Annotated in this window: 27 protein-coding genes and 3 pseudogenes; 25 read left to right on the forward strand and 5 right to left on the reverse strand. The window is 54.1% G+C overall.

Features of this window, described 5'->3' with window-relative positions; genetic code table 11:
- The first annotated feature begins 105 nt into the window (after positions 1 to 105).
- From QMX98_RS13690 to QMX98_RS13700, 3 genes and pseudogenes are all read left to right on the forward strand, one after another.
- Positions 106 to 1,206 (forward strand): low temperature requirement protein A, encoded by a 1,101-nt coding sequence (locus QMX98_RS13690; RefSeq protein ID WP_282410903.1) that lies wholly within the window; start codon positions 106 to 108, stop codon positions 1,204 to 1,206.
- A gap of 226 nt (positions 1,207 to 1,432) precedes the next feature.
- Positions 1,433 to 1,735, forward strand: coding sequence for a hypothetical protein (locus tag QMX98_RS13695; RefSeq protein WP_025569629.1), 303 nt, complete (start codon positions 1,433 to 1,435; stop codon positions 1,733 to 1,735).
- A 194-nt stretch (positions 1,736 to 1,929) separates the two neighbouring features.
- A pseudogene (locus tag QMX98_RS13700) lies at positions 1,930 to 2,112 on the forward strand (potassium transporter); the annotation flags it as partial.
- A gap of 38 nt (positions 2,113 to 2,150) precedes the next feature.
- On the opposite strand, the gene QMX98_RS13705 reads toward QMX98_RS13700, so the two are convergent.
- The gene (locus tag QMX98_RS13705; RefSeq protein ID WP_282410904.1) at positions 2,151 to 3,134 is read right to left on the reverse strand and encodes an LLM class oxidoreductase; all 984 of its coding nucleotides are present in this window, start codon (positions 3,132 to 3,134) and stop codon (positions 2,151 to 2,153) included.
- Between the two features lie 671 nt (positions 3,135 to 3,805).
- On the opposite strand from QMX98_RS13705, the gene umuD reads away from it, so the two are divergent.
- From umuD to QMX98_RS13745, 8 genes and pseudogenes are all read left to right on the forward strand, one after another.
- A complete protein-coding gene (gene umuD, locus QMX98_RS13710) occupies positions 3,806 to 4,240 on the forward strand; it encodes a translesion error-prone DNA polymerase V autoproteolytic subunit (RefSeq protein ID WP_282410905.1) in 435 nt (144 codons plus the stop codon).
- A pseudogene (locus tag QMX98_RS13715) lies at positions 4,227 to 4,547 on the forward strand (DNA polymerase V subunit UmuC); the annotation flags it as partial. The gene umuD and the pseudogene QMX98_RS13715, both read left to right, overlap by 14 nt.
- Before the next feature lie 58 nt (positions 4,548 to 4,605).
- Positions 4,606 to 5,919 carry a site-specific integrase gene (locus QMX98_RS13720; RefSeq protein ID WP_282410906.1) on the forward strand — a complete coding sequence of 438 codons (1,314 nt, stop codon included), beginning with the start codon at positions 4,606 to 4,608 and terminating at the stop codon, positions 5,917 to 5,919.
- Entirely contained in the window at positions 5,912 to 7,648 is a 1,737-nt protein-coding gene (locus QMX98_RS13725) for a site-specific integrase (protein ID WP_130905402.1), read from the forward strand. Before QMX98_RS13720 ends, QMX98_RS13725 begins: the two co-directional genes overlap by 8 nt.
- On the forward strand, positions 7,645 to 9,666 hold the full coding sequence (locus tag QMX98_RS13730) for a hypothetical protein (protein WP_282410907.1): 2,022 nt from the start codon (positions 7,645 to 7,647) through the stop codon (positions 9,664 to 9,666). Before QMX98_RS13725 ends, QMX98_RS13730 begins: the two co-directional genes overlap by 4 nt.
- Positions 9,656 to 10,102, forward strand: coding sequence for a hypothetical protein (locus QMX98_RS13735; RefSeq protein ID WP_130905403.1), 447 nt, complete (start codon positions 9,656 to 9,658; stop codon positions 10,100 to 10,102). Before QMX98_RS13730 ends, QMX98_RS13735 begins: the two co-directional genes overlap by 11 nt.
- 201 nt (positions 10,103 to 10,303) lie before the next feature.
- Positions 10,304 to 10,732 (forward strand): S24 family peptidase, encoded by a 429-nt coding sequence (locus QMX98_RS13740; RefSeq protein ID WP_130905404.1) that lies wholly within the window; start codon positions 10,304 to 10,306, stop codon positions 10,730 to 10,732.
- Positions 10,722 to 11,999 (forward strand): Y-family DNA polymerase, encoded by a 1,278-nt coding sequence (locus QMX98_RS13745; RefSeq protein WP_130905405.1) that lies wholly within the window; start codon positions 10,722 to 10,724, stop codon positions 11,997 to 11,999. The genes QMX98_RS13740 and QMX98_RS13745 overlap by 11 nt, the downstream gene beginning before the upstream one ends.
- 40 nt (positions 12,000 to 12,039) lie before the next feature.
- Here the strand turns inward: QMX98_RS13745 and QMX98_RS13750 are convergent.
- Positions 12,040 to 12,176 (reverse strand): annotated as a pseudogene (locus tag QMX98_RS13750) (citrate transporter); the annotation flags it as partial.
- A gap of 499 nt (positions 12,177 to 12,675) precedes the next feature.
- Between QMX98_RS13750 and QMX98_RS13755 the strand changes: the two are divergent.
- Together QMX98_RS13755 and QMX98_RS13760 are read left to right on the forward strand one after the other, a co-directional pair.
- Positions 12,676 to 13,026 carry a metalloregulator ArsR/SmtB family transcription factor gene (locus QMX98_RS13755; RefSeq protein WP_130905406.1) on the forward strand — a complete coding sequence of 117 codons (351 nt, stop codon included), beginning with the start codon at positions 12,676 to 12,678 and terminating at the stop codon, positions 13,024 to 13,026.
- Between the two features lie 38 nt (positions 13,027 to 13,064).
- Positions 13,065 to 14,135, forward strand: a complete 1,071-nt coding sequence (locus tag QMX98_RS13760) for an NAD(P)/FAD-dependent oxidoreductase (RefSeq protein WP_282410908.1) — start codon at positions 13,065 to 13,067, stop codon at positions 14,133 to 14,135.
- Between the two features lie 53 nt (positions 14,136 to 14,188).
- Here QMX98_RS13760 and QMX98_RS13765 read toward each other — a convergent pair whose 3' ends face one another.
- Positions 14,189 to 15,406 carry an MFS transporter gene (locus tag QMX98_RS13765; protein ID WP_241668536.1) on the reverse strand — a complete coding sequence of 406 codons (1,218 nt, stop codon included), beginning with the start codon at positions 15,404 to 15,406 and terminating at the stop codon, positions 14,189 to 14,191.
- A gap of 121 nt (positions 15,407 to 15,527) precedes the next feature.
- Here QMX98_RS13765 and QMX98_RS13770 point away from each other — a divergent pair, with 121 nt between their 5' ends.
- The 3 genes from QMX98_RS13770 (at position 15,528) to QMX98_RS13780 (ending at position 17,963) form a co-directional block, all read left to right on the forward strand.
- A complete protein-coding gene (locus QMX98_RS13770; RefSeq protein ID WP_130905408.1) occupies positions 15,528 to 16,025 on the forward strand; it encodes a MarR family transcriptional regulator in 498 nt (165 codons plus the stop codon).
- 64 nt (positions 16,026 to 16,089) lie between these two features.
- Positions 16,090 to 16,593, forward strand: coding sequence for an arsinothricin resistance N-acetyltransferase ArsN1 family A (locus tag QMX98_RS13775; RefSeq protein WP_282410909.1), 504 nt, complete (start codon positions 16,090 to 16,092; stop codon positions 16,591 to 16,593).
- 14 nt (positions 16,594 to 16,607) lie between these two features.
- Complete coding sequence (locus QMX98_RS13780) at positions 16,608 to 17,963, forward strand: NAD(P)-binding domain-containing protein (RefSeq protein WP_282410910.1); 1,356 nt, start codon at positions 16,608 to 16,610, stop codon at positions 17,961 to 17,963.
- Between the two features lie 53 nt (positions 17,964 to 18,016).
- Here the strand turns inward: QMX98_RS13780 and QMX98_RS13785 are convergent, their stop codons facing one another.
- Positions 18,017 to 18,289: a hypothetical protein gene (locus QMX98_RS13785; RefSeq protein ID WP_130905411.1), complete on the reverse strand. Its 273-nt coding sequence runs from the start codon at positions 18,287 to 18,289 to the stop codon at positions 18,017 to 18,019.
- A gap of 265 nt (positions 18,290 to 18,554) precedes the next feature.
- On the opposite strand from QMX98_RS13785, the gene QMX98_RS13790 reads away from it, so the two are divergent.
- The 9 genes from QMX98_RS13790 (at position 18,555) to QMX98_RS13830 (ending at position 24,982) form a co-directional block, all read left to right on the forward strand.
- A complete protein-coding gene (locus QMX98_RS13790; protein ID WP_102599774.1) occupies positions 18,555 to 18,968 on the forward strand; it encodes an arsenate reductase ArsC in 414 nt (137 codons plus the stop codon).
- 8 nt (positions 18,969 to 18,976) lie between these two features.
- On the forward strand, positions 18,977 to 19,348 hold the full coding sequence (locus QMX98_RS13795) for a metalloregulator ArsR/SmtB family transcription factor (RefSeq protein ID WP_102599775.1): 372 nt from the start codon (positions 18,977 to 18,979) through the stop codon (positions 19,346 to 19,348).
- A gap of 27 nt (positions 19,349 to 19,375) precedes the next feature.
- Entirely contained in the window at positions 19,376 to 19,846 is a 471-nt protein-coding gene (locus QMX98_RS13800; RefSeq protein WP_130905412.1) for an arsenate reductase ArsC, read from the forward strand.
- 17 nt (positions 19,847 to 19,863) lie between these two features.
- The gene (arsB, locus tag QMX98_RS13805; RefSeq protein ID WP_130905413.1) at positions 19,864 to 20,937 is read left to right on the forward strand and encodes an ACR3 family arsenite efflux transporter; all 1,074 of its coding nucleotides are present in this window, start codon (positions 19,864 to 19,866) and stop codon (positions 20,935 to 20,937) included.
- Positions 20,930 to 21,646, forward strand: coding sequence for an arsenical resistance protein ArsH (arsH, locus tag QMX98_RS13810; RefSeq protein ID WP_282410911.1), 717 nt, complete (start codon positions 20,930 to 20,932; stop codon positions 21,644 to 21,646). The genes arsB and arsH overlap by 8 nt, the downstream gene beginning before the upstream one ends.
- Before the next feature lie 12 nt (positions 21,647 to 21,658).
- Positions 21,659 to 22,171, forward strand: coding sequence for a tyrosine-protein phosphatase (locus QMX98_RS13815; RefSeq protein WP_282410912.1), 513 nt, complete (start codon positions 21,659 to 21,661; stop codon positions 22,169 to 22,171).
- Between the two features lie 23 nt (positions 22,172 to 22,194).
- Positions 22,195 to 23,199: an ArsJ-associated glyceraldehyde-3-phosphate dehydrogenase gene (locus QMX98_RS13820; RefSeq protein ID WP_282410913.1), complete on the forward strand. Its 1,005-nt coding sequence runs from the start codon at positions 22,195 to 22,197 to the stop codon at positions 23,197 to 23,199.
- 9 nt (positions 23,200 to 23,208) lie between these two features.
- Positions 23,209 to 24,429 (forward strand): organoarsenical effux MFS transporter ArsJ, encoded by a 1,221-nt coding sequence (gene arsJ, locus QMX98_RS13825; protein WP_282410914.1) that lies wholly within the window; start codon positions 23,209 to 23,211, stop codon positions 24,427 to 24,429.
- A gap of 91 nt (positions 24,430 to 24,520) precedes the next feature.
- On the forward strand, positions 24,521 to 24,982 hold the full coding sequence (locus QMX98_RS13830; RefSeq protein WP_282410915.1) for a hypothetical protein: 462 nt from the start codon (positions 24,521 to 24,523) through the stop codon (positions 24,980 to 24,982).
- On the opposite strand, the gene QMX98_RS13835 is transcribed toward QMX98_RS13830, so the two are convergent.
- Positions 24,970 to 26,046 (reverse strand): ArsO family NAD(P)H-dependent flavin-containing monooxygenase, encoded by a 1,077-nt coding sequence (locus QMX98_RS13835; protein WP_282410916.1) that lies wholly within the window; start codon positions 26,044 to 26,046, stop codon positions 24,970 to 24,972. The genes QMX98_RS13830 and QMX98_RS13835 overlap by 13 nt on opposite strands.
- Positions 26,047 to 26,239 lie beyond the last annotated feature (193 nt).

Raw genomic sequence — 26,239 nt, forward strand, 5'->3', positions numbered from 1 at the left:
TCGCTAGATAGCCACATCGGCCTGGCAGCACCCACACCAGAGCCGAGGGCAAACCAGCGTTAGCTTCCTTCTACATTAAAGAGGTGTACACGGAGCCGGCAGCTAATGAAATCGTTGAAGTATTATGAAAAAAATCGACACGCCACATGGTTGGAGTTGTTTTTCGACCTGACTTTCGTTGTTACGATAGGCCAGGTTACGCATACTCTCGGACATGTTCATGAAGGCCACTTTGAACATAAGCAATTATGGACATTCTTACTGCTTTTTGTACCGTTGTGGTGGATCTGGTCCAGTCACACGATTTACTCCAACAGGTTTGATACAGACAGCAATCTTCACCGTTTGGCAACATTATTCATAATGCTCCTGCTCATTGTGCTGTCGGCACGGATCGGGGAAGACCTGGAAGTAAACTACCCGTTTATTATTGCCTGCTATTTTGGCATACGTGCCATCATCAGCATCATGTACATTTCGTCCATAAGTAAATTCGATTCCCGCGGCGAGCTCTCCTCCAGGCTCGGCTTCGCCCTGTTAATCAGCGCAGTCATTAGTCTCTCATCGGTTATTTTTGACCCGCCCGTGCGTTACCTTGTCGCTTATGTTGGAATTATTCTCGATATTCTGTTTCCTGTATTTTTCTGGACTAAACTCAAGCCATTGCCAGCCCATACAGAACACTTGGTTGAACGCATAGGCTTGCTCACCCTCATCTTGTTGGGTGAGTCAGTGATCAGTCTTTCTGGAGGTTTATCTGACATTCAATGGGATCGTTATAATGTGACGGCGGCAATCACCGGATTCATCATGATTTGCAGTATCTGGTGGATCTATTTTGATAGCTTTTACCTGCTAAGCAAAAATCACAGCAGTATGAGTGGGCACGCCTTGATCTACTCGCACCTTTTTCTTTTTATGGGGCTCGCACTCCTGGCAAATTTGATCAGGCATGCGATCCTGAATGACATTGCGATGCGCGATTTCCAGATCATGTCGATCATCGGCATGGCATTGTTTTTCCTGGGGAAGCAATATGGCTATTTCATAGCCGTGAGTCGAATAAGGAAATACATACTGCAAAACACCTTGATCGTGTTTTCTTTAGGTGGGTTAGTTATATTTCTACCGCGTGTCGAGTACATATTGGTCGGCCTGACAGTAACCATGATCTGTTATGTTCTCCTGAATTTCAGATATCGTTGAGTCTTTATTATCAGGCCACAGCTCGGGAAAAGTGATCAAGCGGCTGGTCTGCGGCTTGCGCGCTGCCCATTACGTCATTCTCAGTGTCCGAGCGACATGCGACGCTACCCTTGGTCTCTTTGGGTTTGTAATCCTGGTGTCGTCGACCATAGTTAATAGCCGGATGCCCCTTTTAGCTATTGCGACCAGATAGCACCAGCCGCATCGTAACAACAGGAGCCACGTCATGGTCAAAGTAGCGTTGTTCGTTCGTCTGGAAGCAAAACCTGGGAAAGAGAAAGAGGTGGAGCGCTTTCTCTTGAGCGGCCTTCCTTTAGTCGAGGAGGAGCCAGCCACTACAGCCTGGTTTGGAATCCGCTTGGGGCCGTCCACCTTTGGCATCTTTGACGCATTCCCGGATGAAGCGGGCCGGCAGGCTCATCTTTCGGGCAAGGTCGCGGCGGCGCTTATGGCAAACGCTGCCGAGCTGTTTGCTGAACCGCCATCAATCGAGAAGGTTGACGTCCTTGCGGCCAAGCTGCCCGGTTAAGCAAATCCAACAGGAAGTTCCATTCAGTTCGGGGAGGCTCACGATGTCTTGTATGAAAATCAGGATCGCTTGGGCCTGCTGCTGTCCCGGGCGGTGATCAATTAAAACACTTTTATTTAAGATAAATGTCATGGCTAAAGTGCCGTGTCCAGGATTCATGCCATGCTTGCGCGCTCGGTATAAGTGAAAGGATACGCGCGCAAATCGTGTCCATGGACGGCGTGGAAGCCACACAGAATCTGCAAGGCAATGTGCTCATCATTGGTTTAGGCTGGGTAGGGGTAGATGCTTGCCGGGCACCGGTCGCTCATGGCGCGAAGATCTCCATCATTGATGTAGATCCGGAGGTCATCCGCGCCGTGACACCTTGTGGTTTCGTCAAGTGAGCATTCGTCGGCGTAGCAGTGACCGATGTTCAATGCGCTGCCGGACGCGGCTGCACTCCGAACTGCGCAACGATGTGCGTACCCAATTCCTCAATAACCTCCGCCGCAGGGCGCTTGCCATATTTGAGATTGAGAATGACGTGGTCCACGCCGATTTCCTCAAGCGACTCCAGCAAAAACCGTAGATGGTAACGTCCAATTCTGAACCCCAAGTGGATACGTGTGGGTGGCGTGGACGGATTCTCATCGAGATCGATGTACAGCGACTGAGTAAAGGGCTTGTACACAGAGCCACATTGCCTGGTGACCTCCAGCCGCCAATCTTCCACGACCAGCCGCTGCATATTCGGTATGCGTGGATAGTTGATCCATCCGTTGCTCTCACGCGCGATCCAATCCAGTGACTGGCGACTGTTGCCGGTAACGAACATTGGAATGAATTGGGTGGTGGGTTTCGGAATCAGGTCTGCGCCTTGCATTTCACCAGTGCTCCAGTGGATGGGCTCAAAACTGGTGCTGTGGGCGCAGCGAATCACCTCGTAGTGTTCTCGAAAGATCTCTCCACGCTTTTCGGGATCGACGCCAAACGCCGAAAACTCCACTGGCCGATCTCCCGAAGCAACCCCCAGAATCAAGCGACCAGTGCTCAACTGATCGACGCTGGCTGACGCCTTGGCCGTGTGCAGGGGATGGCGCAGCGGGATGGCGATGGAGGCGGTGCCAAGTGCAATCTCCGAGGTATGGGCGGCCATATAACCCAGGTAAACCCAGGCGTCGAAGACTTGGCCGACATCGCCGAAGCCAGGGTCGCGAAGCGGCACGTCGCGAAACCAGAGCGCGCAGAAACCCAGCGCCTCAGCTTGTTTAGCCAGTGTGACCTGGTTGAGCATGCTCGGAGTGTCCCCGTCGAACGCCTCCATGGGAAAGAATAATCCAAGGCTCAAATGTCCCTGAGTGAAGGTTCGGCTGAACCCTCGATGCTGCTGGTAAGGAATTGTGCTCGGCCGATACATACGGATTGACCTCATGGCAGAACGTGAACAGCGCCCCCGTTTCCAGAGGTGCTGCGGCATCGGTTGCTTTTGAACTACAGGTGGGGGGACTGCGTCTGGCTTTTACCCGTTGCGCCGTATTGCTGGTCGTGTGGACCGGATTCAGGGGCCAGTTGCTGGCGATAGGCGCGGGTTGGTCCGGGTGGGTGTTAAGCGGACGGTCAAAGGAAGTCAGATCTCTTGGCTCTATACCACCAGATGGGCAAGGCGTTCGAGGAATCATTCTATAAGCGTAGGCGGTTTTGCAGCTCTCCGCCATATTCTTACAATCGAGCCGCTTCCGGGCGAAAGTTGCGTATCTAAGACAGTTATCGGTCGTTTCCTGCCATTCCAGAACGGCCGCTATTGGCCGATTACTGCCAGTCGCATACCTTGCTCCTTGCCCAATTTTGTTTAGGGAAAAACCAATACGATTGGTGGGTTGAATGCAAACCGGTTGGCAGTGGAATACAGTTCGCAACCTCTGGCGGCACATCGAAATTCGGTCAGGTTTCAGCTCTCATCACTCCTGACTAACCTCCAAACGTCCTCCAAGAAACCCCATCGGTCGTAATTTTTCCAGGCCGAGATTGACCGCAAGCACGCTTCGACGTTAACTGTATGTATATACAGTTTCGGATTAGGCACCCTTCATGAGCGTCACCATCCTCGGCCCACTTGCTGCAGGGGGAGTCCAGCTCCCGTTTTACTCGTTCAAAGTCCCAGCGGGATTTCCATCACCGGCTGCGGATCACCTTGAGCAGCACATTTCCATCGACGAACTTCTGGATATCCGAGCACCGCATATTTACCTGGTGCGCATCGAAGGCCACAGCATGGAAGGCGCTGGGATCTTCGATGGCGATATGGCTGTGGTCGATCGCTCGATAACAGCTGAACACGGGCACATCGTGATTGCGGCAGTGAACTGCGAACCGGTGTGCAAGCGCCTGTGCAAGCGAGGCTCTGACATCATCCTAATGTCCGAGAACGTAGGTTATCCACCGCGCTATATCCTGGAAGGCGATGAGCTCATCATCTGGGGTGTGGTGACATTTAGCGTACGAGCCCATGATCCGAAAGCCTAAGCCCGTCTTCGCACTTATCGACTGCAACAGCTTTTACGCAAGCTGCGAGCGGGTGTTTCGGCCTGACTTGGCTAAGACGCCCATCGTGGTGTTGTCGAACAACGACGGCTGCGTGATCGCCCGCAGCGCGGACAGCAAACCGTTCGTGAAAATGGGTGAGCCGTACTTCCAGATCAAGCAAAAGGTCAAGCAGCACGGCATCGTCGCGTTCTCGTCGAACTATGCGCTGTATGGCGACATGAGCGAGCGCGTCATGAGCGTGATCGAATCGTTGGTACCCGCAGTCGAGGTCTACAGCATCGATAAGAATAAGTTGCATACTGTGGACGCCCAAAGTTAGATGGTGTCCCCATGGACATTGACGCTTGTTCTTACAGAGATTTCACTTGCCTACCGTCGAACACATTCACTTCAGTCCGCATGACCTTTCTGTCAAAGATCGCCTGATTACCTACTCGCTGAATAGCTCCCGTGTAGTGATCGAAGGACTACCACAAATATTCTGGGAAGACGGCTTGCCCTGGAGAGAAGCCAATCTCTGGGCTATGGAGAGAGTCACCAATGGTGAGGCACTCCTTAAGACCGTTTCTAGCAACCTAAACGGGCTGTTGAACTACGCGAAGTTTTTGGAGAGTCGCGGGCTTCAGTGGTTTGAGTTTCCGTCTCGAAAGGCTGATCGATGTCTTGTTCAGTACCGTGGGGCGCTTATCAAGGCTCGTGATGCTGGTCATATCAGTCCTGCCACGGCTTCCGAGTACATGCGTAACTGCATCAGTTTCTACAGGTGGGTTAGGAGGCGTGGCCTTCTAAACCCGCTATTGCCGCTGTGGAAAGACAAGCGCTATTTCATCAAATACTTTGACCAGGTCGGCTTCGAGCGAACGCTAGCTGGCACCAGCACCGATCTGGGTATTCCAAACCGAAAACGCATTGGGGTCACTTTGGAAGGTGGGCTACTTCCAGTGTCTGCGGTTGATCGAGACGCCATTCTTGATTTCGCAAAACAGAGCGCCTCATCCGAGCTTTACCTGATGTTGGCTCTAGGTTTCTTTACGGGTATGCGACTGGGAACGATCTGTGACCTTCGTATCGATACGTTGGAGCGTGCCCTACATGATCCGTCTGCTAAAGGTCTGCTTCTGATATCCGTAGGGCCAGGTGCGTCCCCGCCCGTGCATACCAAATTTGGAGTAACTGGCCAGGTATGGATTCCCGAAGCTTTGTGTTCAGAAGTCTTGGAGTACGCCAAGGGTCTTCGCAGGTTGACTCGCGAGGCATCTGCTGCTGGCGACCATCAAGACTTAGTGTTCTTGACACGTTTCGGAAACCCTTTCGGACGTCGCAACAGTGATCAGTCTTCGGCCATAAACGTTGAGATGTCATCGCTTAGAAAATTAGGCATCGCGTCGGGCATCAAAGCGCTCAGGAAGTTTCGCTTCCACCAATCCCGATGCACCTTTGGAACTGAGCTAGCTAGGCTCGCTTTAGCAAATTGCACTGATGTGGCGATAGTGATTGCGACTGTCAGCAATGCATTGCTTCACGGTCGAAATTCGGAGGCCACCACCTTCAAATACATCAAATTTGTGCAAGCCGCACCCGCTAAGCAGGCCATTGCGAACAGCTTCATGGCCGCGTTTACAGGGATTGCTTCGATGCAGGGAGCAAGCAATGAATAATCTGACGTTTTCAGACCTAACGTTTCCAATGCTTGAGTACGCGAAAAATGAGACGCCCTGGGATCTGGCACCACTTTTATACAGCGGTGGTGCTAAGGCAAAAGTGAAGACTGTACGCAGTGAAATCACATCAGGTGCTTTAGGTGATCCTTTGCTGGAGCGGGTAGAGCTTGTGAAGGGGCTCCATGACTGTTTGAACGACGACCTTGTCGGCGGGGGGAGCCGCTTTTCGGCAAATAACAAGATTGGTGCGTTGAGGAAGTTTTTTCAGTGGGTGGATCAGTGCGAGCATCCGTTGAGCATTGATACGGTCGCGGAGGAATACCTGGGGTGGGCTGAACATCTTCTACAGCGTCATCGCGTGGAAGGATATCTAACTGCCGGATCGTTATACGACGCGGCAAGTTTAACCGCGACGATGCTCGACCGAGTTCTAGGCCGAAGCTCGACGCTTCTGTACAGCACCCGAATTCGCAAGCCTAGAGGCAACGGAAAGGCCAGTAATGGGGGCGCTGATAAGCAAAGTTTAGAAGAGAGCTTTTCATTCGGGCAGTTCATTGCCGACGTCTGTACGTCCCTTACCTATGAAGCTGTGACGGGGCCACTTCCCATCCACGTGGAGTTGCGATCGGGTTCGACGCTGCCTATCTGGTGCGGCCTGCGTGATACAGAGAAGGGAGCGTCACGACGGATTCGACCTCAAACCAAATTCCAGATTGCGGACATCCTTCGAAACCGCGAACTTCGGAATTCTGACGTTTCAATCGAGACTCGATACCCGGCAGTGAATCTGCGAATCGAAGCCGAGTTGCTTATGTTCATCGCACAAACCGGCATGAATTTATCGCAGGCGCATCAGCTTCGAATCGACCAATACCATTACACGAGTCATCTTGATGGTTACCAAGTGAGGTCTTACAAAAATCGCCGTCAGGGTGAAGTGCTGTTTGAAGTTTTCTCAAGCTATAAGCAGTGGTTTGAACGCTACATTGAGTGGCGAAACAAATGGTTTCCAGACGATCTAGAGGGACTTCTTTTTCCTCTCGTCCGTCCTGGGGGACGTCTCGTTTTAGAAGCGCCTCAGTTCACGGCTATTGCGCGCGTCTGCACCGTTTCCAGTGTTCGATTCGTTCGACCTCGTAAGCTCCGGGGGGCGCGTATTAATTGGCTCTTACGTGAGTCGCAACGCCCCGAACTGGTGGCGGAAATCGCACAGCACACTGCTGAAACTTTGATCCGTGTGTACGCCGAGCCCAATCCGCAAATTGCGATGATTGAAATCACTCGATTTCACCGGCAAGCAGATCCCGTCGTTTGCTCACCTGCTCCAGGTACTTGTGTGGCGCCGATACCAGAATCCGTCGTGGATGCTCCGACTAATGCTCCTGATCCCGATTGTATTAACGCAGCGGGTTGCCTTTTCTGCGTCAATCATCGGGATATTGAAAGCGAGGATCACGTCTGGTCTCTGAGTAGTTTGCGAGTGCTCAAGACCTTGGAGCTAGTTAGATATCGCCCAGCTTGCACGGATAGATCTGACGATGCAGACCATCCATCGATGCTTGCGGTCGAGCGTCTGAGTGCGAAGTTACGGTTCTTTCAAGAAAGTAGCGAGGTGCGTCGGCTTTGGGTTGAAGAGGCACTGGCTCGCATAGCTGAGGAGGACTATCACCCAGCTTGGGACGGATTTATTCGGCTTGCGGAAGTTACAGCGGGGCCTTCCCTATGAATATGCTCAGGACGTTAGGGCTTTCTATCGAGTCGCCTCTCTCCGTTCCTGGGGCATCGAATTACCGTCCAGAGAGCTGGCCTCCGCCACCTGATTGGCCGGTCGTAATTGATGCACAGGGTAAAGTAATAAGCCGTTGGGGCGATCCAATTTGGAGGCTTGATCCATGGGCCAAGAAGGCACTGACGCTGAATTTTGGTGATGGGCCAGTTAAAAAATCAGCGGCGCCAATTAGCTCAAAGAACGCAAATTTACTTCGAATCATCACTGGCTGGTGGCTATACGGGCCGTACGGCGCTCGTGGCTACAGATCCCTTAAAACGCGTTTCGATCAGATGCGGCGGCTGTTTGTTCTTTGCGAACAGGCAGGAATACTTGCCAGCGAATTAAGCCACTTTCCACGCGTATGCGAACGGATCCCTGCCTTTCTTCATACCTCGAGAAAAACCGAGTTTCTGACGTTAATGCATGAGCTTTACGCGTCCAGGGATGCGGTAGGGTTTACGTTGCTGGATTCAGGCTCCCTGACCCGTCTGGCTGCGCTTTTTCCAACTCACCACACAGCTCAAACACCGTACATCCCTCCACGTATTTGGCGCTATCAAGTTACTAGGCTGCGAGAGTGCCTTGATGACTTCCTATCCCATCGAGAACAGGTTGAAGCTTGTTACCGGTTCTGCTTCGCGGCTTACGAACATAACCAGAGGGTTTCAGAGAGAACGGCGTGCGTAAACGCCCCGCCTTTTTGTGGCCATAAAATGCATTTATCAGGCTCTAAAACGGGGCTTCGTTTTCTCGGCGCGTTTGCAGATACCGCGAAACGCTTCGGCATCTTTGAGCTACTTGAACGTTGGGTGGGTCGAGGTCGCGACTTGCAAGTAAGAGCGCTGACTAGCTATCTGAAACTGGTCAACCGCGCGGGATTAGCTTACATCCTTAACTTCAGTCTCATGCGGGTCGAGGAAGCATGGAATCTTCGAGCCGGGTGCCTTGACGTCGAGCACGACAAGAGTTTCGGCGACATTTTTTTGTTACGTGGGCAGACGACAAAAACGCTGTCTGATAGCGACGCCCTGTGGGTCACATCCCCCTCTGTGGCGGTCGCCGTGAGGGCGATGGAGGTGATCTCTCTGTTTCGCTCATTACACGCATCTCACTCAGAAGCGAGTGGCCTTGCTGGGCGTTATTTGAGCGATTCTTATAGCGAGCCGTGGAGCCCAGTGCGCAAAAAAGATGATCACTCACTGAGACCGAGCATTCCGCCATATGCCGACCTTTTGGGGCAGTTCGACAAGCTCTTTGATTTAGAGCGTTTGCGTATCACGCCCGAGGATCTGAAATTGGCCCGACTAGCTACCCCTACGTTGCCGGAGGAGTATCAAGTGGGCGCTGTATGGCCGTTGGCGTGGCATCAGTTGCGTCGAACTGGGGCAGTAAACATGCAAGCTTCCGGGCTTGTAAGTGATGCTTCGCTTCAGTATCAGCTCAAGCACGTCACTCGAGCGATGAGTCTTTACTATGGACAAAATCACTCGCAGATGCGTCTAGAGGAAAAGGCTCACACGCTGTACGTTCGCACGATGTACGAGACGCTTGGTAGAGAGTTACAGCAGCTTACGAGTGAGCGTTTTGTCAGTCCCCATGGAGACAAACGAAAGGCTGAGATTGTTCGGCTGATTTCGCCAGAGGATGCGAAGAAGATGATTGGTTTGGCAAAGAAAGGCGCGGTCGCCTGTCGCCCGATCATTCTTGGCGTTTGTTCGAGTCGCGAGCCTTGTCCGTACGGCGGAATTGACAACATTGCCCATTGCGGGGGCGGTGATTCAGTGGATGCAAAACCTTGCCCTGATGTGCTGTATGACTCAGAACGATTGGGCGCGGTAGATGATCTTGAACATGTACTCAAAGAGCGGCTTGCTACTGCTCAGGATGGGAGTCCGCTAATGGATTCGTTGATGGCTCAACAGCGAAGCGTAGAGAGCTTCCTTCGTGTCGTAGGGAGCGCAAATGGACGTTGAACTCCCTGCTCGCCGCAGTGCGGCTGATCAATATCGTGATGCTTTTGAGCGCCTGAAACTCAATAGGCCACAGCTTCTACCAAAGGGGACACCGGTCACTCAGAACAACGTGGCCAAAGAGGCCGGGAGCGACCCGTCGGCGCTTAAGAAATCTCGTTTCCCGAGTCTCATTGCAGAGATAAAAACCTACGTGGAACAACATGCGGAGGAGCGACCTCCTTCGTTGAGCAAGGTAAATCTTCTCGCCCGCCAGAAAAGCCGCGCCCTGCGTGATCGGATGGAGCAAGTTGCCCGGCAGCGCGACCAACTCGCAAGCTTATTGAGCGAAGCGGATGCGAAAATCATTGAGTTGTATGACCGTATCGCTGAGCTTGAGCGGCAGTTGCCTGCGTCAAATTTAATTTCGTTGGATCCGCGCGGGCCGAAAAAGCTTTGAAATAACAGCGCGCATGCAGCTAGTCGCCTGGCATTGCCGATCTGGAGCGGCAATTGCCTGCCTCAAATGTCCTACCTATAGATCCACGGGGCCGCAGAAAACTTTGATTCCACCCGACGGAATTGCCATTGGCCGGGATTGACCGGCCGATAAATCAAGGGTTAACTGTATTTATATACAGTTTTCTCTGAGCTTTACATTATGACCATCACCTTCTTAGGCACGCCGACTGGCGGCGCTACAATGGTTCCTTCTTACTCCTTTCGCGTGCCGGCCGGCTTTCCATCCCCGGCATCCGATCACTTAGAGAAAATTATCTCTCTTGATGAGCTGTTCGATCTGCGAGCCCCCCATGTCTATTTGGTCAAAGTGGAAGGCGACAGCATGCAGGGCGCCGGTATTTTCTCGGGTGACGTCGTCATCGTGGATCGAGGCCGTGACGCTGAGCATGGCGATATCATCATTGCCGCAGTGAACAATGAGCCCGTATGCAAGCGGTTGCATCGCCGGGACGGGGTGGTAATCCTCAAGTCGGAAAACCCAGCTTATCCCGCCAAATACATTCTCGAAGGTGACGACTTTCTAGTTTGGGGGGTGGTCCGCTTCAGTGTGCGCGATCATGCACAGTGAAAAAGTGTTTGCGCTGGTCGATTGCAACTCATTCTATGCGAGCTGTGAGCGCGTCTTTAGACCAGATCTGGCCAAGACCCCAATCGTAGTACTCAGCAACAACGACGGGTGTGTGATAGCTAGATCTTACGATGCGAAACCGTTCGTAAAAATGGGCGAACCATATTTCCAGATTCGAGACAAACTGAGGCAGCACGGAATCGTGCCGTTTTCCAGCAATTATGCCCTGTACGGCGACATGTCCGAACGCATCATGACCATTCTGGAATCTACGGTCGACTCATGGGAGCGGTACTCAATCGATGAAATCTGGCTAAGCATGGGTGGTATGCCCGGTAACCTTGAGGCATTCGGCCGTGATCTTCGGTCCCGCGTATTACGGTGCACGAGCATCCCGGTCGGTGTTGGAATAGCATCCACTAAAACCCTTGCCAAGTTGGCCAACCACACCGCTAAGCGCTTGCAGGCTCAAACTGGAGGCGTTGTAGATATCCGTGATCCTTTCAAGCGAGACTGGGTTTTGCGTAACACCGCGGTAAGGGAAGTCTGGGGAATTGGTAGGCGAATGACAGCGCACCTGGAATCCATGGGCGTCCTGAGGGCTATGGACTTGGCAATGGCTGATCCCAAGATGCTGCGGCAAAAATTCAGCGTGGTGGTGGAGAAGACCGCCCGTGAACTGGCGGGCATATCATGCTTGGACGTTGAAGAGGTCGAGCAGCCAAAGCAAGAGATCTGCTGCAGTCGGGCATTCGGCAAACGCCTCACAGAGATTGAGCCGATCAAGCAGGCAGTGGCCACTTACGTTGGACGCGCAGCGGAAAAACTCCGAGCTCAAGGTTCGATGTGCAAGCGCATGCGAGTGAGCATCCGCACTGGTATGTTCAATCCTGACGAGGCCCACTACGCCCAGGGAGTGATGGTAGAACTGCCTTACCCGACATGTGACACCCTGCTCATGACGCGAATGGCTACCGACGCAGTGGCTAAAATCTTTCGTCCGGGCTTCCGTTACAGCAAAGCTGAGGTGCTTTTGATGGATCTGAGGCAGCCAGGTGAGTTCACCGAAGATCTGTTTGCGCCCAAGCAATCTGCAGAATGCGTTCGGCTGATGCAGGTCATGGACAATATCAACGGAAGATGGGGCCGGGGCACACTGCGGGCTGCCAGTGTTCCAGCATCACCTGACTGGGGGATGCGCCGTGAGATGATGAGCCGATCTTATACGACCAAGCTGGACGAACTTTGGATGGTGCGCTGCGATTGATCTGTCTGCGTTGGAAAACCTTTTGCGCGATATAGACCAAGTCTATGCCAGCGAAAGCCAAGAGCAGATAAGGCGAAGAACCAGTGGGCTCAATAGGCGCAGGGGCTGACCCACGATCGACGCTCTGGATATTTCGAAAGGGCTGATGCCGTAGTGGCTGGTCGCTTCGGCAACCAAAACGCGCGGACCAGAGAAAGCGACGAATTTCAGATTGTTTGGCGGAGAGAACTTTTAGTTTTTTTGTCCATTAACGCGCAGTAATTGGCTAAATAAATTTAGAAAACTAGTTTTATGCACAATTATGCAAAAATCCATAATTTGTCTAGAGGCATTTCCGGGCGACGAAAAACAAAAGGTGCAGGGGGCTTTGGCGCGGTTTCTACCGCATGGCCGCACAGCGATTGTTGTCCCGCGCCTCACCCTTGTCCAAAAATACCAGCAGTAAAGAAAAGTAAATTTTCCTTTAAGTGCTGAAAATAGCCATAAAGACAATATTCTTTTACTTACTGCTGTTGGCGATTGCAGCCTGTCGTGAAGGGCTGTAAACGACCCAAAACTGACGGTCGAATTCATCATTCTGGATCTTGCAGGCATTGATCAGGCGCTATTGATATCTGTTGTTGACGTTCATTCGGACAATTGACGTGTGTACGGATATGCACATATAGTCATCCGCATGACAAACCGAACCTCTACACGTTCCCGTGCAATTGATGCTGCAATCGACTCTCTCGATGGAGCCTTCTTCAAAGCTCTGTGCGAGCCGTCGCGGGTAGCTGTGCTCAAGCGAGTCATGCAACTGGGGCGAGCAGATATCGGTGAGATTGCCGAAGAGCTACCTCAAGAGCGTTCAGTGGTGTCCCGTCATCTGCAAGTGCTATTAGAGGCCGGTATTGTCCGCGCTACCAAGGTCAGCAGGCAGATGTTCTACGAGGTGGATGGACCGGCAGTGGTGACACGGCTCGAAGCCATTCTCCAACACATGAAGAGTCTGGCCCCGTTTTGCTGCCCTGGTGTGCCAGAGTAGTTTTTTTGTTATTTCTATATATGCATGAGTGCGCATACATGAACATAATTAATAAGCCCTTGGATGTCATCGTTATTGGCGCGGGCCAAGCTGGGCTCGCGTGCGGTTGGCATCTGCGGCAGCAGAATCTCAGTTTTCTCATTCTGGAAGCCGAGAGCCAGCCAGGTGGAAACTGGCGCAACTACTACGACAACCTGAGACTTTTTTCCCCTGCTGCTTACTCATCGTTACCTGGGATGCCCTTTCCAGCTGAAGCTAAGCACTATCCGCTACGCGATGAAGTCGTACGTTATTTGGAGCAGTACGCGGACGCTTTCCAGCTACCCATTCGCCAGAACATACGAGTCCAGAAAGTGTGTAAGGAGGATGGACTATTTTTGCTTCAGGCATCTGATGGTCAGCGTTTCTGCTCAAAAGCATTGATCGTTTGCACTGGCGGATTCAATCAGCCGTTCATCCCTGACATTCAGGGGCTGGAGAGTTTTCGCGGGCAGCGTTTACACAGTGCTGATTACCGAAACGTCGACGGCTTCATTGATCAACGAGTAGTGGTCATAGGTGCTGCCAACTCAGCTGTACAAATTGCTCATGAGTTGGCTCAAGTCAGCAGCGTCGTATTGGCGACAAGGGAATCGATTCGGTTTTTTCCGCAAAAGATCCTCGGTGTGGATTTTCATGCTTGGCTCAAGTGGACAGGGATGGAGAAGACTCGTTGGCTGAATGACCAAAGTACCCCCGTGCTGGATGATGGCACCTATCGTCGTGCCATCAAGCAGGGACTTTTTGAGCGCAAGCCGATGTTCACGGAGGTAACGTCGACGGGCGTGATCTGGGCTGATGGGCAGCACACTGACGTGGACAGTTTGGTTTTCGCGACCGGGTTTCGTCCGAACCTTGGTTTTTTGGCAGGTCTGCACGTGGCGGGCAATGAAAGCCTGACCCAACGCAACGGGAAGGCGGAGCACGTACCGGGTTTGTATTTTGTGGGATTACCGAAGCAGCGCAACTTTGCTTCGGCAACCCTTAGAGGCGTTGGGCCAGATGCTTCTCACATCATTCCTAGCTTGATGCGCTTCATTCACGATGTATCCCACCCAGTGTTCGCTTGATGCCGGGTATCGATTTTTTTCTGATCAACACTACGTCTACCGGAACATCGTACTTACTTGCCTTTTTGCGTATTTGGCAAGCGCCAAGTGGCGATGAAGCACAGCAACAGTAACCCACACATCACGCTAAGCAGTACCGATGCTCCGAAGCTGTCCAAAACATAAGCGGCGGCGATGGGGCCGCAGGCTTGGGCGACAAGGACGGGCCTCGCGAGCAGTCCCATTCGTGCGCCATATCCTTGTGACCCGAACAGCGCCAATGGAAGAGTACCGCGAGCGATGGTGAGGATGCCGTTACCGGCTCCGTAAAGTGCAATCGCTACGAAGGCCAGCCAAGGCAGGCCTGAGATCAGCAGTCCAAGCCCGATCAAACACAGCAACACGCCGGCTCGTGCGGACCAAGTTGGATGGAGGTTCCTGCCGATGGAAAACTCAGCCACCCGTGCCAGGACTTGCGAAGGACCAATCACCATGCCGATGGCCAAGGCCACGGCAGTCGCGATTCCCAATTGCTTGAGGACATTGAGCAGGTGGACTGAGATACCTGATACGACCAACGCCAGAACCGTCAGCATGGCGGCAATCAGCAAGAACAGCTGGTTGGTGGCCCTAGGGCGAAGCTCGGATGCCGTGGGTGATTCTACTATTACGGGATGGGGCGGTTGTTTTGTGCTTCCAGGTATCAACAGCGCATGAATGGGCAATCCGATTAGCAGATGAGCTGCGGCGATGGTAAAGCAGGCGTTTCTCCAGCCGATCCAACTCTCCAGTCCCGCTATCACCGGCCAGCCTATGGTGCTGGCGAACCCGCCTAACAGGGTCAGTCCGGTAATTGACGTTCGAGCCCCCTCGCCGAGAAGACGTCCTAGGGTTGAGAAGGCTGCGTCGTACAAACCCGCCGCCATGGCAACGCCAATCAGAGTCCAGGCGACGTAGTAAGTGGCAACGTTACCCGCCAGCCCCATCAGTAGCATGCCAAGAGCCAGCAGCAATGAACTGGCGGCTAGGGCAGAGCGTCCGCCATGGCGATCAATCTGACGACCAACTGCCGGCGAGGAAGCTCCCGCGACCAGTAGCCCCCAGGATAAGCCACCCACCACACTGGTGATGGACCACCCCGTCTCTTTGGCTATCGGAGTCGCAAGCACTGCGGGCAAGTAATAAGTCGAACCCCAAGCAAGAATCTGAGTAAAACCCATCGCCCATACGAGCCTGGAGCGATTGATCGGGGGATGAATCTGCTCTGGAAGTGTCACGACCGGCATGCTCATTTTTTGTTGTCAGTAACAACAAGCTAGCGCCTTTCTTTGGCCATAGTCAACCGAAGATCGGTGTTGACGATTTCGGGAAATCAGGACTACTGTTGCAGCTAACAACTAATTTGTGACGGTTATGACGAACGGTAAAAACGATCAGTTGACTCAGGATTCCGAGGATCTGTATGAGGCGTTGAACCAGCTGGTTCGCGTCCATCAGTTCCGTGATCGAGATCGGATCTGCTGTTACGACGTGTCTGTAACCCAGTGTTATGCCGTCGAAACGCTGGTCAAAAGGGGCGCATTGCGCCTACAGGTCTTGGCGGAAGAAATGTTCTTGGACAAGAGCACGGCGAGTCGAGTGATCGATACCCTTGAGCGCAAAGGGTATGTGTCCCGCGTTGAGGATGATGAAGATCGGCGTGCGGTGCGAATTCAGGCAACGGATGCTGGACGTGAGCTATACGCGAAGATCAGAGCTGATCTGATTGCAGAGGAGCGAGCGATGATTGAGAACCTATCAGTTGAAGCTAGGCAGGGAGCGCTGAGTTTGCTGAGGCAGATTACGCGGGCCACGGAGATTCGCTGCGGGCTCGTGAGTGAGTGCTGCCCAGCCGTGAAGAGCAAGGAATGAAAGGGAAGAGTTTCCCTTTTTTTGCCAATAATGTTGTTACTACCAACGTAATGGAATGCCAACAATGCGAGTTCGTTTAGCTGAACCCAAAGACACCATTTCAATAGCGGCCATTTATAACCAGGGGATCGAGGAACGCAGCTCTACGTTTGAGACGACTCCTCGAAGCCCGGCAGACATGCTTGGTCGCATCAACGCAATGGAACGCTATCCAGTGTTGGTTATGGTCGACGAGGCAGATCAGGTTGTCGGTTGGGCTGGACTCAGTAGCTATCGCGCCCGTGCCTGTTACGACGGCATCGCGGATTTTTCCATTTACCTGGACCGCAGCGTTCGCGGCCAGGGACTCGGCAAACAGTTACTTCAATCACTGCTGAAAGAAGCTGAGGCTCGCGGATTCTGGAAGGTCCTTTCACGCATTTTTACGTTCAATCACGCCAGCCTCGCATTGTGCGAAGCCTGCGGTTTCCGCCAAGTGGGGGTGTATGAAAAACACGCCTGCCTTGAAGGACGCTGGCTCGACTGCGCGATCGTCGAGCGCCTGTTTACGGTCAATCAGCCCGTCTGAAGAAGGAATCGATCATGGAAAACACTCATCTTCCTGTCGCCATAATCGGTGCCGGTCCAGTAGGCCTGGCGGCAGCCGCCCACCTGCTGGCCCGTGGTCTCACTCCGCTGATTCTGGACGCTGGTCCGAAAGCTGGGTCCAATATTGAAGAGTGGGGGCACGTGAAGATGTTCTCTCCGTGGCAGTTCAATGTGGACAAGGAGGCAGCCAAACTTCTGCTGGCCGATGGTTGGACTCCACCGCCGGAGAGCGAGTATCCAACGGGTCGTGAACTGCTGGATCGGTTTGTTCGACCTCTCGCGGATCTGGAACAGATCAAGCGTCACTTGCAGCTCAATACCCGTGTTCTGGCGGCCACTCGCGTCGGTCAGGATGTGATGAAGACCCAGGGCAGATCGGCAGCTCCTTTTTTACTGCGTGTCGCAGGGCCAGCGGGTGAACAGGATGTGCTTGCCAGTGCTGTCATTGATGCCTCGGGCACTTACCTGACACCAAACTGGATGGGCGCCCATGGCATTCCAGCCTTGGGCGAGATCGAGCATGCAGCGCACATTGCGTACGGCATTCCGGAGGTGCTGGGTGGTGCGCGGAATCGCTATGCCAACAAAAGAGTGCTGGTGGTGGGTGGTGGTCACTCCGCGTTTAACGCCCTCCAGGATCTGGTGCGTCTGATTCAGGAAGCACCGCAAACCAAAGTGCTCTGGGCGATCCGGGGTAATTCTCTTGAGCGCATTCTAGGTGGTGGAGCGAATGACCAATTGCAAGAGCGCGGAAAGCTCGGAATCAAGATTCGTCAGATGCTGAATGACGGCGCGATTGAGCTGTTCAAAAACATCGCTATCGATCAGGTTGCAGACAACGGCCAAGGGTTGGTCGTGAAGGCGGGAGAGCAGATACTTCCACCTGTGGACGAACTCATTGTGGCGACTGGATTCCGCCCAGACCTGAGCTTGCTCAGCGAGCTACGTATCGCGCTTGATCCCGCGACCCAAAGCGCAGTGTTGCTAGCTCCTATGATTGATCCCAACGAGCACAGCTGCGGTACGGTCAGGCCCCATGGCGCGGTAGAGCTGGCCCATCCTGAGGAGGGGTTGTTCATTGTGGGGATGAAGAGCTATGGCCGGGCGCCTACGTTCTTGTTGATGACGGGGTATGAGCAGGTACGGTCTGTTGTCGCGGCATTGGCGGGCGATTGGGATGCGGCCAAAAGGGTTGAACTGGTTCTCCCGGAGACTGGCATATGCAACTCGGATTTCGATGAAGTCGATGACCGTTTTAAGGCTTCGACCAGTCAGGCGTCTTGTTGCGGTGCTGGCGGCGCAATCCCTGAGGTTGCACCTCGTACCTCGCCAGGTTGTTGCAAAGGCTAGTACCAACAACCGATATCCGCCCCTGCGATAGGGGCGGATCAAATCTCACTGTTTTACTTTTTAAGCGTGCTCAGATAGTCCTTGAGCGCCTTCTCGTCACCCGACTTAACGGTCATCCCGTCTGGGCCGGTGCCGATTTCCGTGTATTGCTTGGCAGGTTCGCCGTGTGCCTTGAAGTCTTTCAGTTGTTCAGAACCTTCACGAAAGACCCAAAGGCGGCCGTCTTCTACTTTGGTAAAGAATCCGGGCTTGTCGTACTGGCTCGCGAAGCTAACGCTCGCAAACAGGCTAGTCAGCAAGGCGGCGGTGATCGTCAGTTTTTTCATCTTCCAGGCTCCTGGTTGGTTGGATCGGAGCAGAGGCTATCCTCGAATGGATGACAAACTTATTACAATTTTCACATATACACTTTTCCAAATGTTTCTGAAGCGCTCTGCTGCGTGAGTATCCCATACGTCCTATAAGCAAGGGCTTTTAGGGGATTTTGCTCGGCAGGAGCTGGTCCTTTTCGAATTTTTCCGATGCAGGGGCTTTACCTCGAATGCGTAAAATCATATATTCGATAAACCGTATATGAGCTGAGACTTCACAATGACCAGCAAAGCCCGTGTTCTGTTCGTTTGTACCGCCAACGCTGCCCGCTCACAGTTGGCCCAAGCGCTGCTGAGGCATACCGATTCGGAGCATTTCGAGGCGTTCAGCGCCGGCACTGTCCCAACTCAGGTCGATCCGCGCACCTTTGACGCACTTTCCCACCTTGGGGTGAATACCGAAGGATTGCGTAGTAAGTCGATCGAAGAATTCCGAGGTGAGCGTTTCGATTACGTCATCACCTTGTGCGATAAAGCCGCAGCGGAATGCCAGTCGCTACCTGGAGCCGGCGAGGCATTGGCCTGGAATTTTGAAGATCCGGCCACCAGCACTAAACCCGATGCATTCCGTCACACCCTTCACGAAATTCATGAGCGCATCAAGATGTTCGTCTTGGTGAAAAGCAAACGCTGAGAATCGATATGGCTGACCATCTGACACCGACCACTGTATTCAAATGCCTGGCTGACGACACCCGTGTCCGCACGATGCTGCTCATCACCCGTGAAGGAGAGCTATGTGTTTGCGAGCTGACCTGCGCGTTGAACGAGAGTCAGCCAAAAATCTCCAGGCACCTGGCGCAGTTGCGCACTTGCGGTTTGCTGTCGGACCGTCGGCAAGGCCAATGGGTTTATTACCGACTGCACCCGAATCTCCCTAATTGGGTTCATCAAGTGCTGACCACTACGCTCGAAAGCAACAAGCACTGGTTAAGCCCTGATGCCAAACGCCTTGATGAAATGGGTGACCGTCCTGAACGGGCAGCCGTGTGCTGTGAAAGCAAAATCGCCTGATTCCGCCTTCGACTACGAGACCGCTCGATGAAAATCCTGTTTCTCTGCACTGCTAATAGCTGCCGCAGCATCCTCTGTGAAGCGATCTTCAATCACTTGGCACCGGAAGGCATGAAAGCCTACAGCGCGGGCAGTCAGCCCAAAGGTGAAGTGCACCCGCTGAGCCTCAAAACATTGGGGAATGCTGGTATTTCGACGTTCGGGCTGTCCAGTAAGTCCAGCGATGTCCATGTGAACCTGGCTCCTGATTTCGTCATCACGGTATGTGACAAGGCTGCCGGTGAGGCCTGTCCGGTATTTTTCGGGCCAGCTACCAAGGCGCACTGGGGGCTGGCCGACCCTTCGGAATACCAAGGGACGCAAGAAGAGATCGAGGCGGCTTTTGAAGCCACCTTGGAGCAGATCAAAACCCGTATCCAAGCCTTCCTGGCTTTACCGCTTTCCCAACTGAGTGCCGAACAGCTCAAGGCAGAGCTGGCCCTGATTGGCACGCTGTAACCACAGGAGCAATGATCATGATTAAAAGCCGCCTTTCATTTCTGGACCGTTACCTGACGCTGTGGATTTTTCTCGCCATGGCCTTGGGCATCGGTTTGGGAAGCCTGTTCGAAGGCTGGCCACAGTGGCTCAACAGTCTTTCTGTGGGCACAACCAACATCCCTATCGCTATCGGTTTAATCGTGATGATGTATCCGCCTCTGGCCAAGGTTCGCTATGAGGAACTACCGGAGGTCTTCAAGGACAAACGCATCCTCGTTTTGTCTTTGGTCCAGAACTGGGTCATCGGCCCGGTGTTGATGTTCGCACTGGCGATCATCTTCTTGCGGGACCAGCCGGAATACATGACGGGTCTGATCCTGATCGGCTTGGCTCGCTGCATCGCGATGGTGCTGGTCTGGAATCAGATTGCGGGTGGCAACAATCAGTACGTCGCCGGGCTGGTGGCGTTCAACAGCATCTTCCAGATCCTGTTTTTCAGTCTGTATGCCTGGGTCTTCCTTGGGCTGTTGCCGCCGCTGTTCGGGCTGGAAAGCAGTGTGATCGAGACCAGCTTTGTCAGCATTGCCGAGTCGGTCCTGATCTACCTGGGTGTGCCGTTCCTAGCGGGCTTCCTGACTCGCAAAATCCTTATCGCCCGTAAAGGTGAAGTCTGGTTCCAGGAGCGCTTCATTCCAAAGATCAGCCCGCTGACGCTGGTGGCGCTGCTGTTGACCATCGTGGCCATGTTCAGCCTCAAGGGTGACGTGGTGCTGCAATTGCCGCTGGATGTGTTGCGTATCGCGATCCCCCTGACCATTTATTTCGTGGTGATGTTCTTCATCAGTTTCTGGATGGGCAAATTGCTCAAAGCTGACTATCCACGCACCACGGCGCTGGCCTTTACCGCCGCGAGCAACAACTTCGAACTGGCGATTGCCGTGGCCATTGCCACCTTCGGCCTGGCTTCCCCGGTCGCTTTCGCCACGGTGATTGGTCCGCTGGTGGAAGTGCCGGTACTGATTTCTCTGGTCGGTGCTGCCCTCTGGTTGAAACGCCGCTGGTTCGATGAATCCAAGAGCGCCGTTGCGCAGGACAAAGACTATGTTTGATGACCCTATCCCCCAGCTCGATACCGGACTGGTTGACCTCCCATCGGCAGACAAACTCGGTATTGAAAAGACCTCTATCCATAAGCCGCGCATTTTGCTGCTGTACGGATCAACCCGTGAGCGTTCCTTCAGCCGCCTGTTGGTAGAAGAAGCCGCTCGGCTGCTGGAGCACTTCGGCGCCGAGGCGCGGATTTTCAATCCGTCCGGTTTGCCGCTGCCAGATGACGCCCCCGACGATCATCCTCGAGTGAAGGAATTGCGCGAGCTGATGCTGTGGTCCGAGGGGCAGGTCTGGTGTTCTCCAGAACGTCACGGTTCCATGAGCGCGGTCTTCAAAGCTCAGATCGACTGGGTGCCACTGGCCATGGGCGCGGTACGCCCGACCCAGGGCAAAACCCTTGCCGTCATGCAGGTGTGTGGTGGCTCGCAGTCGTTCAACGTGGTCAATCAGCTGCGAGTGCTGGGACGTTGGATGCGCATGTTCACCATCCCCAACCAATCCTCCGTGCCAAAGGCCTATATGGAGTTTGACGATAACGGCCGGATGAAACCTTCTCCGTTCTACGACCGCGTCGTTGATGTGATGGAAGAGTTGGTGAAATTCACGCTGCTGCTTCGCGACCGTCAGGACTATCTGGTTGATCGTTATTCCGAGCGCAAAGAGTCGGCGGAAGAACTCATGAAACGTGTCAATCAGCGCTCTATCTGAGGATTTTTCACCGTGCAACAACACCCTTATTCCGTACTGCCTCTGACACAGTTCAATGGCCAATTGATCTTCACCCCGTGTCCAGGCACGAAGGGCACCCGACCTTTCGAGGCGTTGCAAACACTGAAGGATGCAGGTGCATCGGCGTTGCTGACGCTGATGCCGACAGAAGAGTTGCTTCAGAACGAGATCGACCTGCTGCCCGAAGAGTGCCAAATGCTCGGCATCGAGTGGTTTCACCTGCCCGTAGAAGATGATCAAGCGCCTGGCGAAGCATTCAAAGCCGCATGGGAGCAGCACCATCCGCGTCTCCAGCAGCTGCTGATCGAAGGGAAAACCATCGCGATCCATTGCAAGGGCGGCTCAGGCCGTACCGGTTTGGTCGCCGCTCAGCTGTTGATCGAAAGCGGTGTGCCATTCAGCGATGCCATCCGCGATGTTCAGTCGTTGCGTCCGCGTGCCATTCAGCATCCTGCCCACATTGAATACATCGGCCAGTTTGACGCCCAGTCGAACTCCCACTGACAACAGATACAGAGCACAACAACATGACTATCAAAGTTGGTATCAATGGTTTTGGTCGGATCGGTCGCCTCGCTCTGCGAGCCGCCTGGAACTGGCCGGAGTTTGAGTTCGTGCAGATCAACGATCCGGCAGGCGATGCAGTAACCCATGCGCACCTGATCAATTTCGACTCTGTGCATGGTCGTTGGCACAACGAAGCCAGCGCAGAAGGCGATCAGGTGGTGATTGGCGGCAAGCGCATCAAGGTCACCGCGAACAAAGCGATTGCGGACACCGACTGGTCGGGTTGCGATCTGGTGATCGAAGCCAGCGGCAAGATGAAAACCGTGGCGGTGTTGCAGGCTTACCTCGACCAAGGCGTGAAGCGTGTGGTGGTCTGCGCTCCGGTGAAGGAAAAAGGCGCGCTGAACGTCGTCATGGGCGTCAATCATCAGCTGTTCAATGCGGCGGAACATCGCATCGTCACCGCTGCTTCGTGCACCACCAACTGTCTGGCGCCGGTGGTGAAAGTCATCCACGAAAAGCTGGGCATTCGCCACGGCTCAATCACCACCATCCATGACCTGACCAACACCCAAAGCATTCTCGATCAGCCGCACAAGGATCTACGCCGTGCGCGTGCTTCCGGCATGAGCTTGATCCCAACCAGCACCGGCTCGGCGACTGCCATCGCCGAAATTTTCCCGGAGCTGCGTGGGCGCCTGAATGGTCACGCCGTACGCGTCCCGCTGGCCAACGCTTCGCTGACCGACTGTGTCTTCGAAGTCGAGCGGGCCACCACCGTCGAGGAGGTCAATCAGTTCCTCAAGGACGCTTCCGAGAATGAGCTGAAAGACATTCTCGGCTTCGAAGAGCGTCCATTGGTGTCCATCGACTACCGTACTGACCCGCGCTCATCGATTATCGATTCACTGTCGACCATGGTCATCAACGGCACTCAAGTCAAACTCTATGCCTGGTACGACAATGAATGGGGTTATGCCAACCGCACCGTCGAGCTGGCCAAAATGGTCGGTCTGGCAGTCTGAGGAGCGGTCATGAAAGCGTTGTCAGCCCTCGCGCCGGAAGTGCGGCAGTACCTGCTCGTGACGGGCAACTACTGGGCCTTCACCCTCACCGACGGCGCCCTGCGCATGTTGGTGGTGCTGCATTTTCACGCGTTGGGCTACAGCCCACTGCAAATCGCGGCGTTGTTTCTATTCTACGAACTCTTTGGCGTGATCACTAACCTGGTGGGTGGGTACCTCGGCGCCCGGTTGGGCCTGAACCGAACCATGAACATCGGGCTGGGCCTCCAGGTCGCGGCGCTGTTGATGCTGACAGTTCCGGTAGCCTGGCTAACCATCCCGTGGGTGATGGGCGCTCAGGCGCTGTCGGGGATTGCCAAAGACCTGAACAAGATGAGCGCGAAAAGCTCTATCAAACTCCTGGTCCCGGATGGGCAGCAGGGCAAGCTGTACCAGTGGGTGGCGATCCTCACCGGCTCGAAGAATGCACTCAAGGGCGTCGGCTTCTTTCTTGGCGGAGCCTTGCTGGCATTGATCGGCTTTAAAGGCGCCTTGCTGGCCATGGCGGCTGTCCTGGCGCTGATCTGGGTCAGCAGCTTGATCCTGTTGAAGAAGGACCTGGGCAAAGCGAAAGCCAAGCCCAAGTTTCGCGACATCCTGTCCAAGAGCCGGGCGATCAATATCCTCTCGGCGGCACGGATGTTCCTGTTCGGCGCCCGCGATGTCTGGTTTGTGGTGGCCTTGCCGGTGTACCTGAGCAGTGTCTTCGGTTGGGACTTCTGGAAGGTTGGCGGCTTTCTAGCGGCCTGGGTGATTGGTTACGGCATCGTGCAGTCGTTTGCGCCCAACATCACTGGCAAGAAACGTGGGCACGTACCGGATGGTCGTGCGGCATTTCTGTGGGCCATTGCACTGGCGGGGCTGCCTGCGGCAATCGCTCTCGGGCTGAACACCGGGCTGTCGCAACAGGCGGTGCTGTTGGGTGGATTAATGGTCTTTGGCGCGTTGTTCGCGGTGAATTCGTCGCTGCACAGCTACCTGATCGTGTCCTACGCCAAGGAAGATGGCGTGTCGCTGGATGTGGGTTTTTATTACATGTCCAACGCCATGGGACGGCTGATCGGCACGGTGCTGTCCGGCTGGGTTTATCAGGTGTATGGGCTGGAAGCATGCTTGTGGATATCGAGCGCCTTTGTGCTGCTCGCAGCACTGATTTCTATCGCCTTACCTAGGCATGCCGAGGCGATATGAATCCGTCAGACAGGACGGAGTGAACCTCTTCGCGCTACGTGCGTGTGGAGGAATTGGCAGAGCCTGAATCAGCACATGTCGGAGGCACGCCATGAGTAAATCAATCAGCATCCCCACATTGTCCTTTGTGGTGATTACAGCGTTGGCATTGACCGCTTGTGATCAAGGTGAGACACCCGCCAAGCATCCGTCCGGTATGGACAAGACGATTGAGGGGACATGGTTTATAGGTGAGTGGCGCAATAACCAGAGGGATGCTTTGGCGCTACCGTCATTTCGGCTTTCCGCCGACAAGCTGCAATGGGGTGATTGTACGGCGGAGTTTGGCAGCCTGATTAGCCGCGACGAAAAGCGAGCATCCCTGGTGGTAAAAGAGGGTAGCGACTGTCCAGCCAGCAGCCAAGGACGGCTGAAGGACATCCTCCTTCAGCGCATAAACGAGTGCATGGCCAGTGTCGAGCTTTACGCTTCTGCGGAAGATGTCAGGCAAGGTTCTCCTCAACAATCAGCGGTGTATTTCAAGGTCGGCTGCCGGCCACTTCAGGTGGACTGATCAGAGAGAAAAGTTACGATCTCATTGACTGTGCTCCGTGCTGTTCGTGTTACACCGATCAGTGTGGCGGACGCTGAACCTGTCCACTCGCCGTAACCGACCAGCCACAGCCCTGGCTCTTTGATCGAGTGGGTGCCTTCGACCTCAACGCGGCCCTCGGTGTTGACCACCCCCAGTGAATCCAGATGCTGAAGGGCTGGCCGAAATCCGGTGCACCAAATCACCGCGTCCACCGCAGACTCGGAACCATCGACCCAAACAACCCCATTAGGAGTAAAACTTTCGAAAGGTCGTACAGACTTGAGAACATTGCGCTCTCGGGCTTCGGCAACGGGCGGAACCATGACGATATCGCCCAGCCCACCAACCGGCTGCTCAATGACGCGCCCCTCCAGCTGGGCTTTCCAGCGCTCAGTTGCACGCTCGAACAATACCCTCCCATCCACATCGTCAGGCAAGAACATCGGTTCTACTGGGGTTACCCACGTGGTCTCAGCGACCTTTGAAACTTCGGCAAGAATTTGTGCCCCTGAGTTGCCTCCACCCGCCACCAACACCTTCTTGCCCACGAACGGCTGCGCTTCGACATAGTTCGCGGAGTGCAGCTGCTGACCTTTGAATAGCTCTGCATTGGGGTAGTGAGGTACGTAGGGATTGCTCCAGGTGCCTGTAGCGCTGACAACAACCTTGGCATCCCAATGCTTGTCTTCAGAACGTACACGCAGGCCAGATTCCGTTCGCTCAACAGAAGTGACCCGAACTGGGCGCTCGACCGGGAAATGGTAGCGCTGTTCGTATTGGTTGAGGTATTCGATCACATGATTTCGTGAAGGATAGCCATCTTGCGTAGGGGGCATCATCCAGCCAGGTATCGAACTCCAGGTGGCGGGCGAGAATAGACGCAGCGAGTTCCAGCCATGTCGCCAGGCACCACCGGGTTCTTCCTCTGAGTCGAGGATTACGAACGAAAGAGGTGTGCGGCGCAGGAAATACGCTACAGCCAAGGCTGATTGACCCCCGCCGATAATGACTACGTCTAGTTGAGCGCTGAGCGAATCAGTCATTGGACGAACCTTAGATCGATGCAAGACGGTCCAGTATAGCGATTCAATTTTGACTCCAACTGATCCAGCTCATATCGAGAGGGGAGTCTCCTACGGGGTGTGCAATCCCTGGGTAGAGCTTGGAAATCTGGCATTCACAACGAAGCCCCCCGCGATATGGCTTACATAGGCGGGGGGCTTGGATTAACGCACT

It is taken from the genome of Pseudomonas sp. PS02303, assembly GCF_029959925.1.
Classification (GTDB): domain Bacteria; phylum Pseudomonadota; class Gammaproteobacteria; order Pseudomonadales; family Pseudomonadaceae; genus Aquipseudomonas; species Aquipseudomonas mandelii.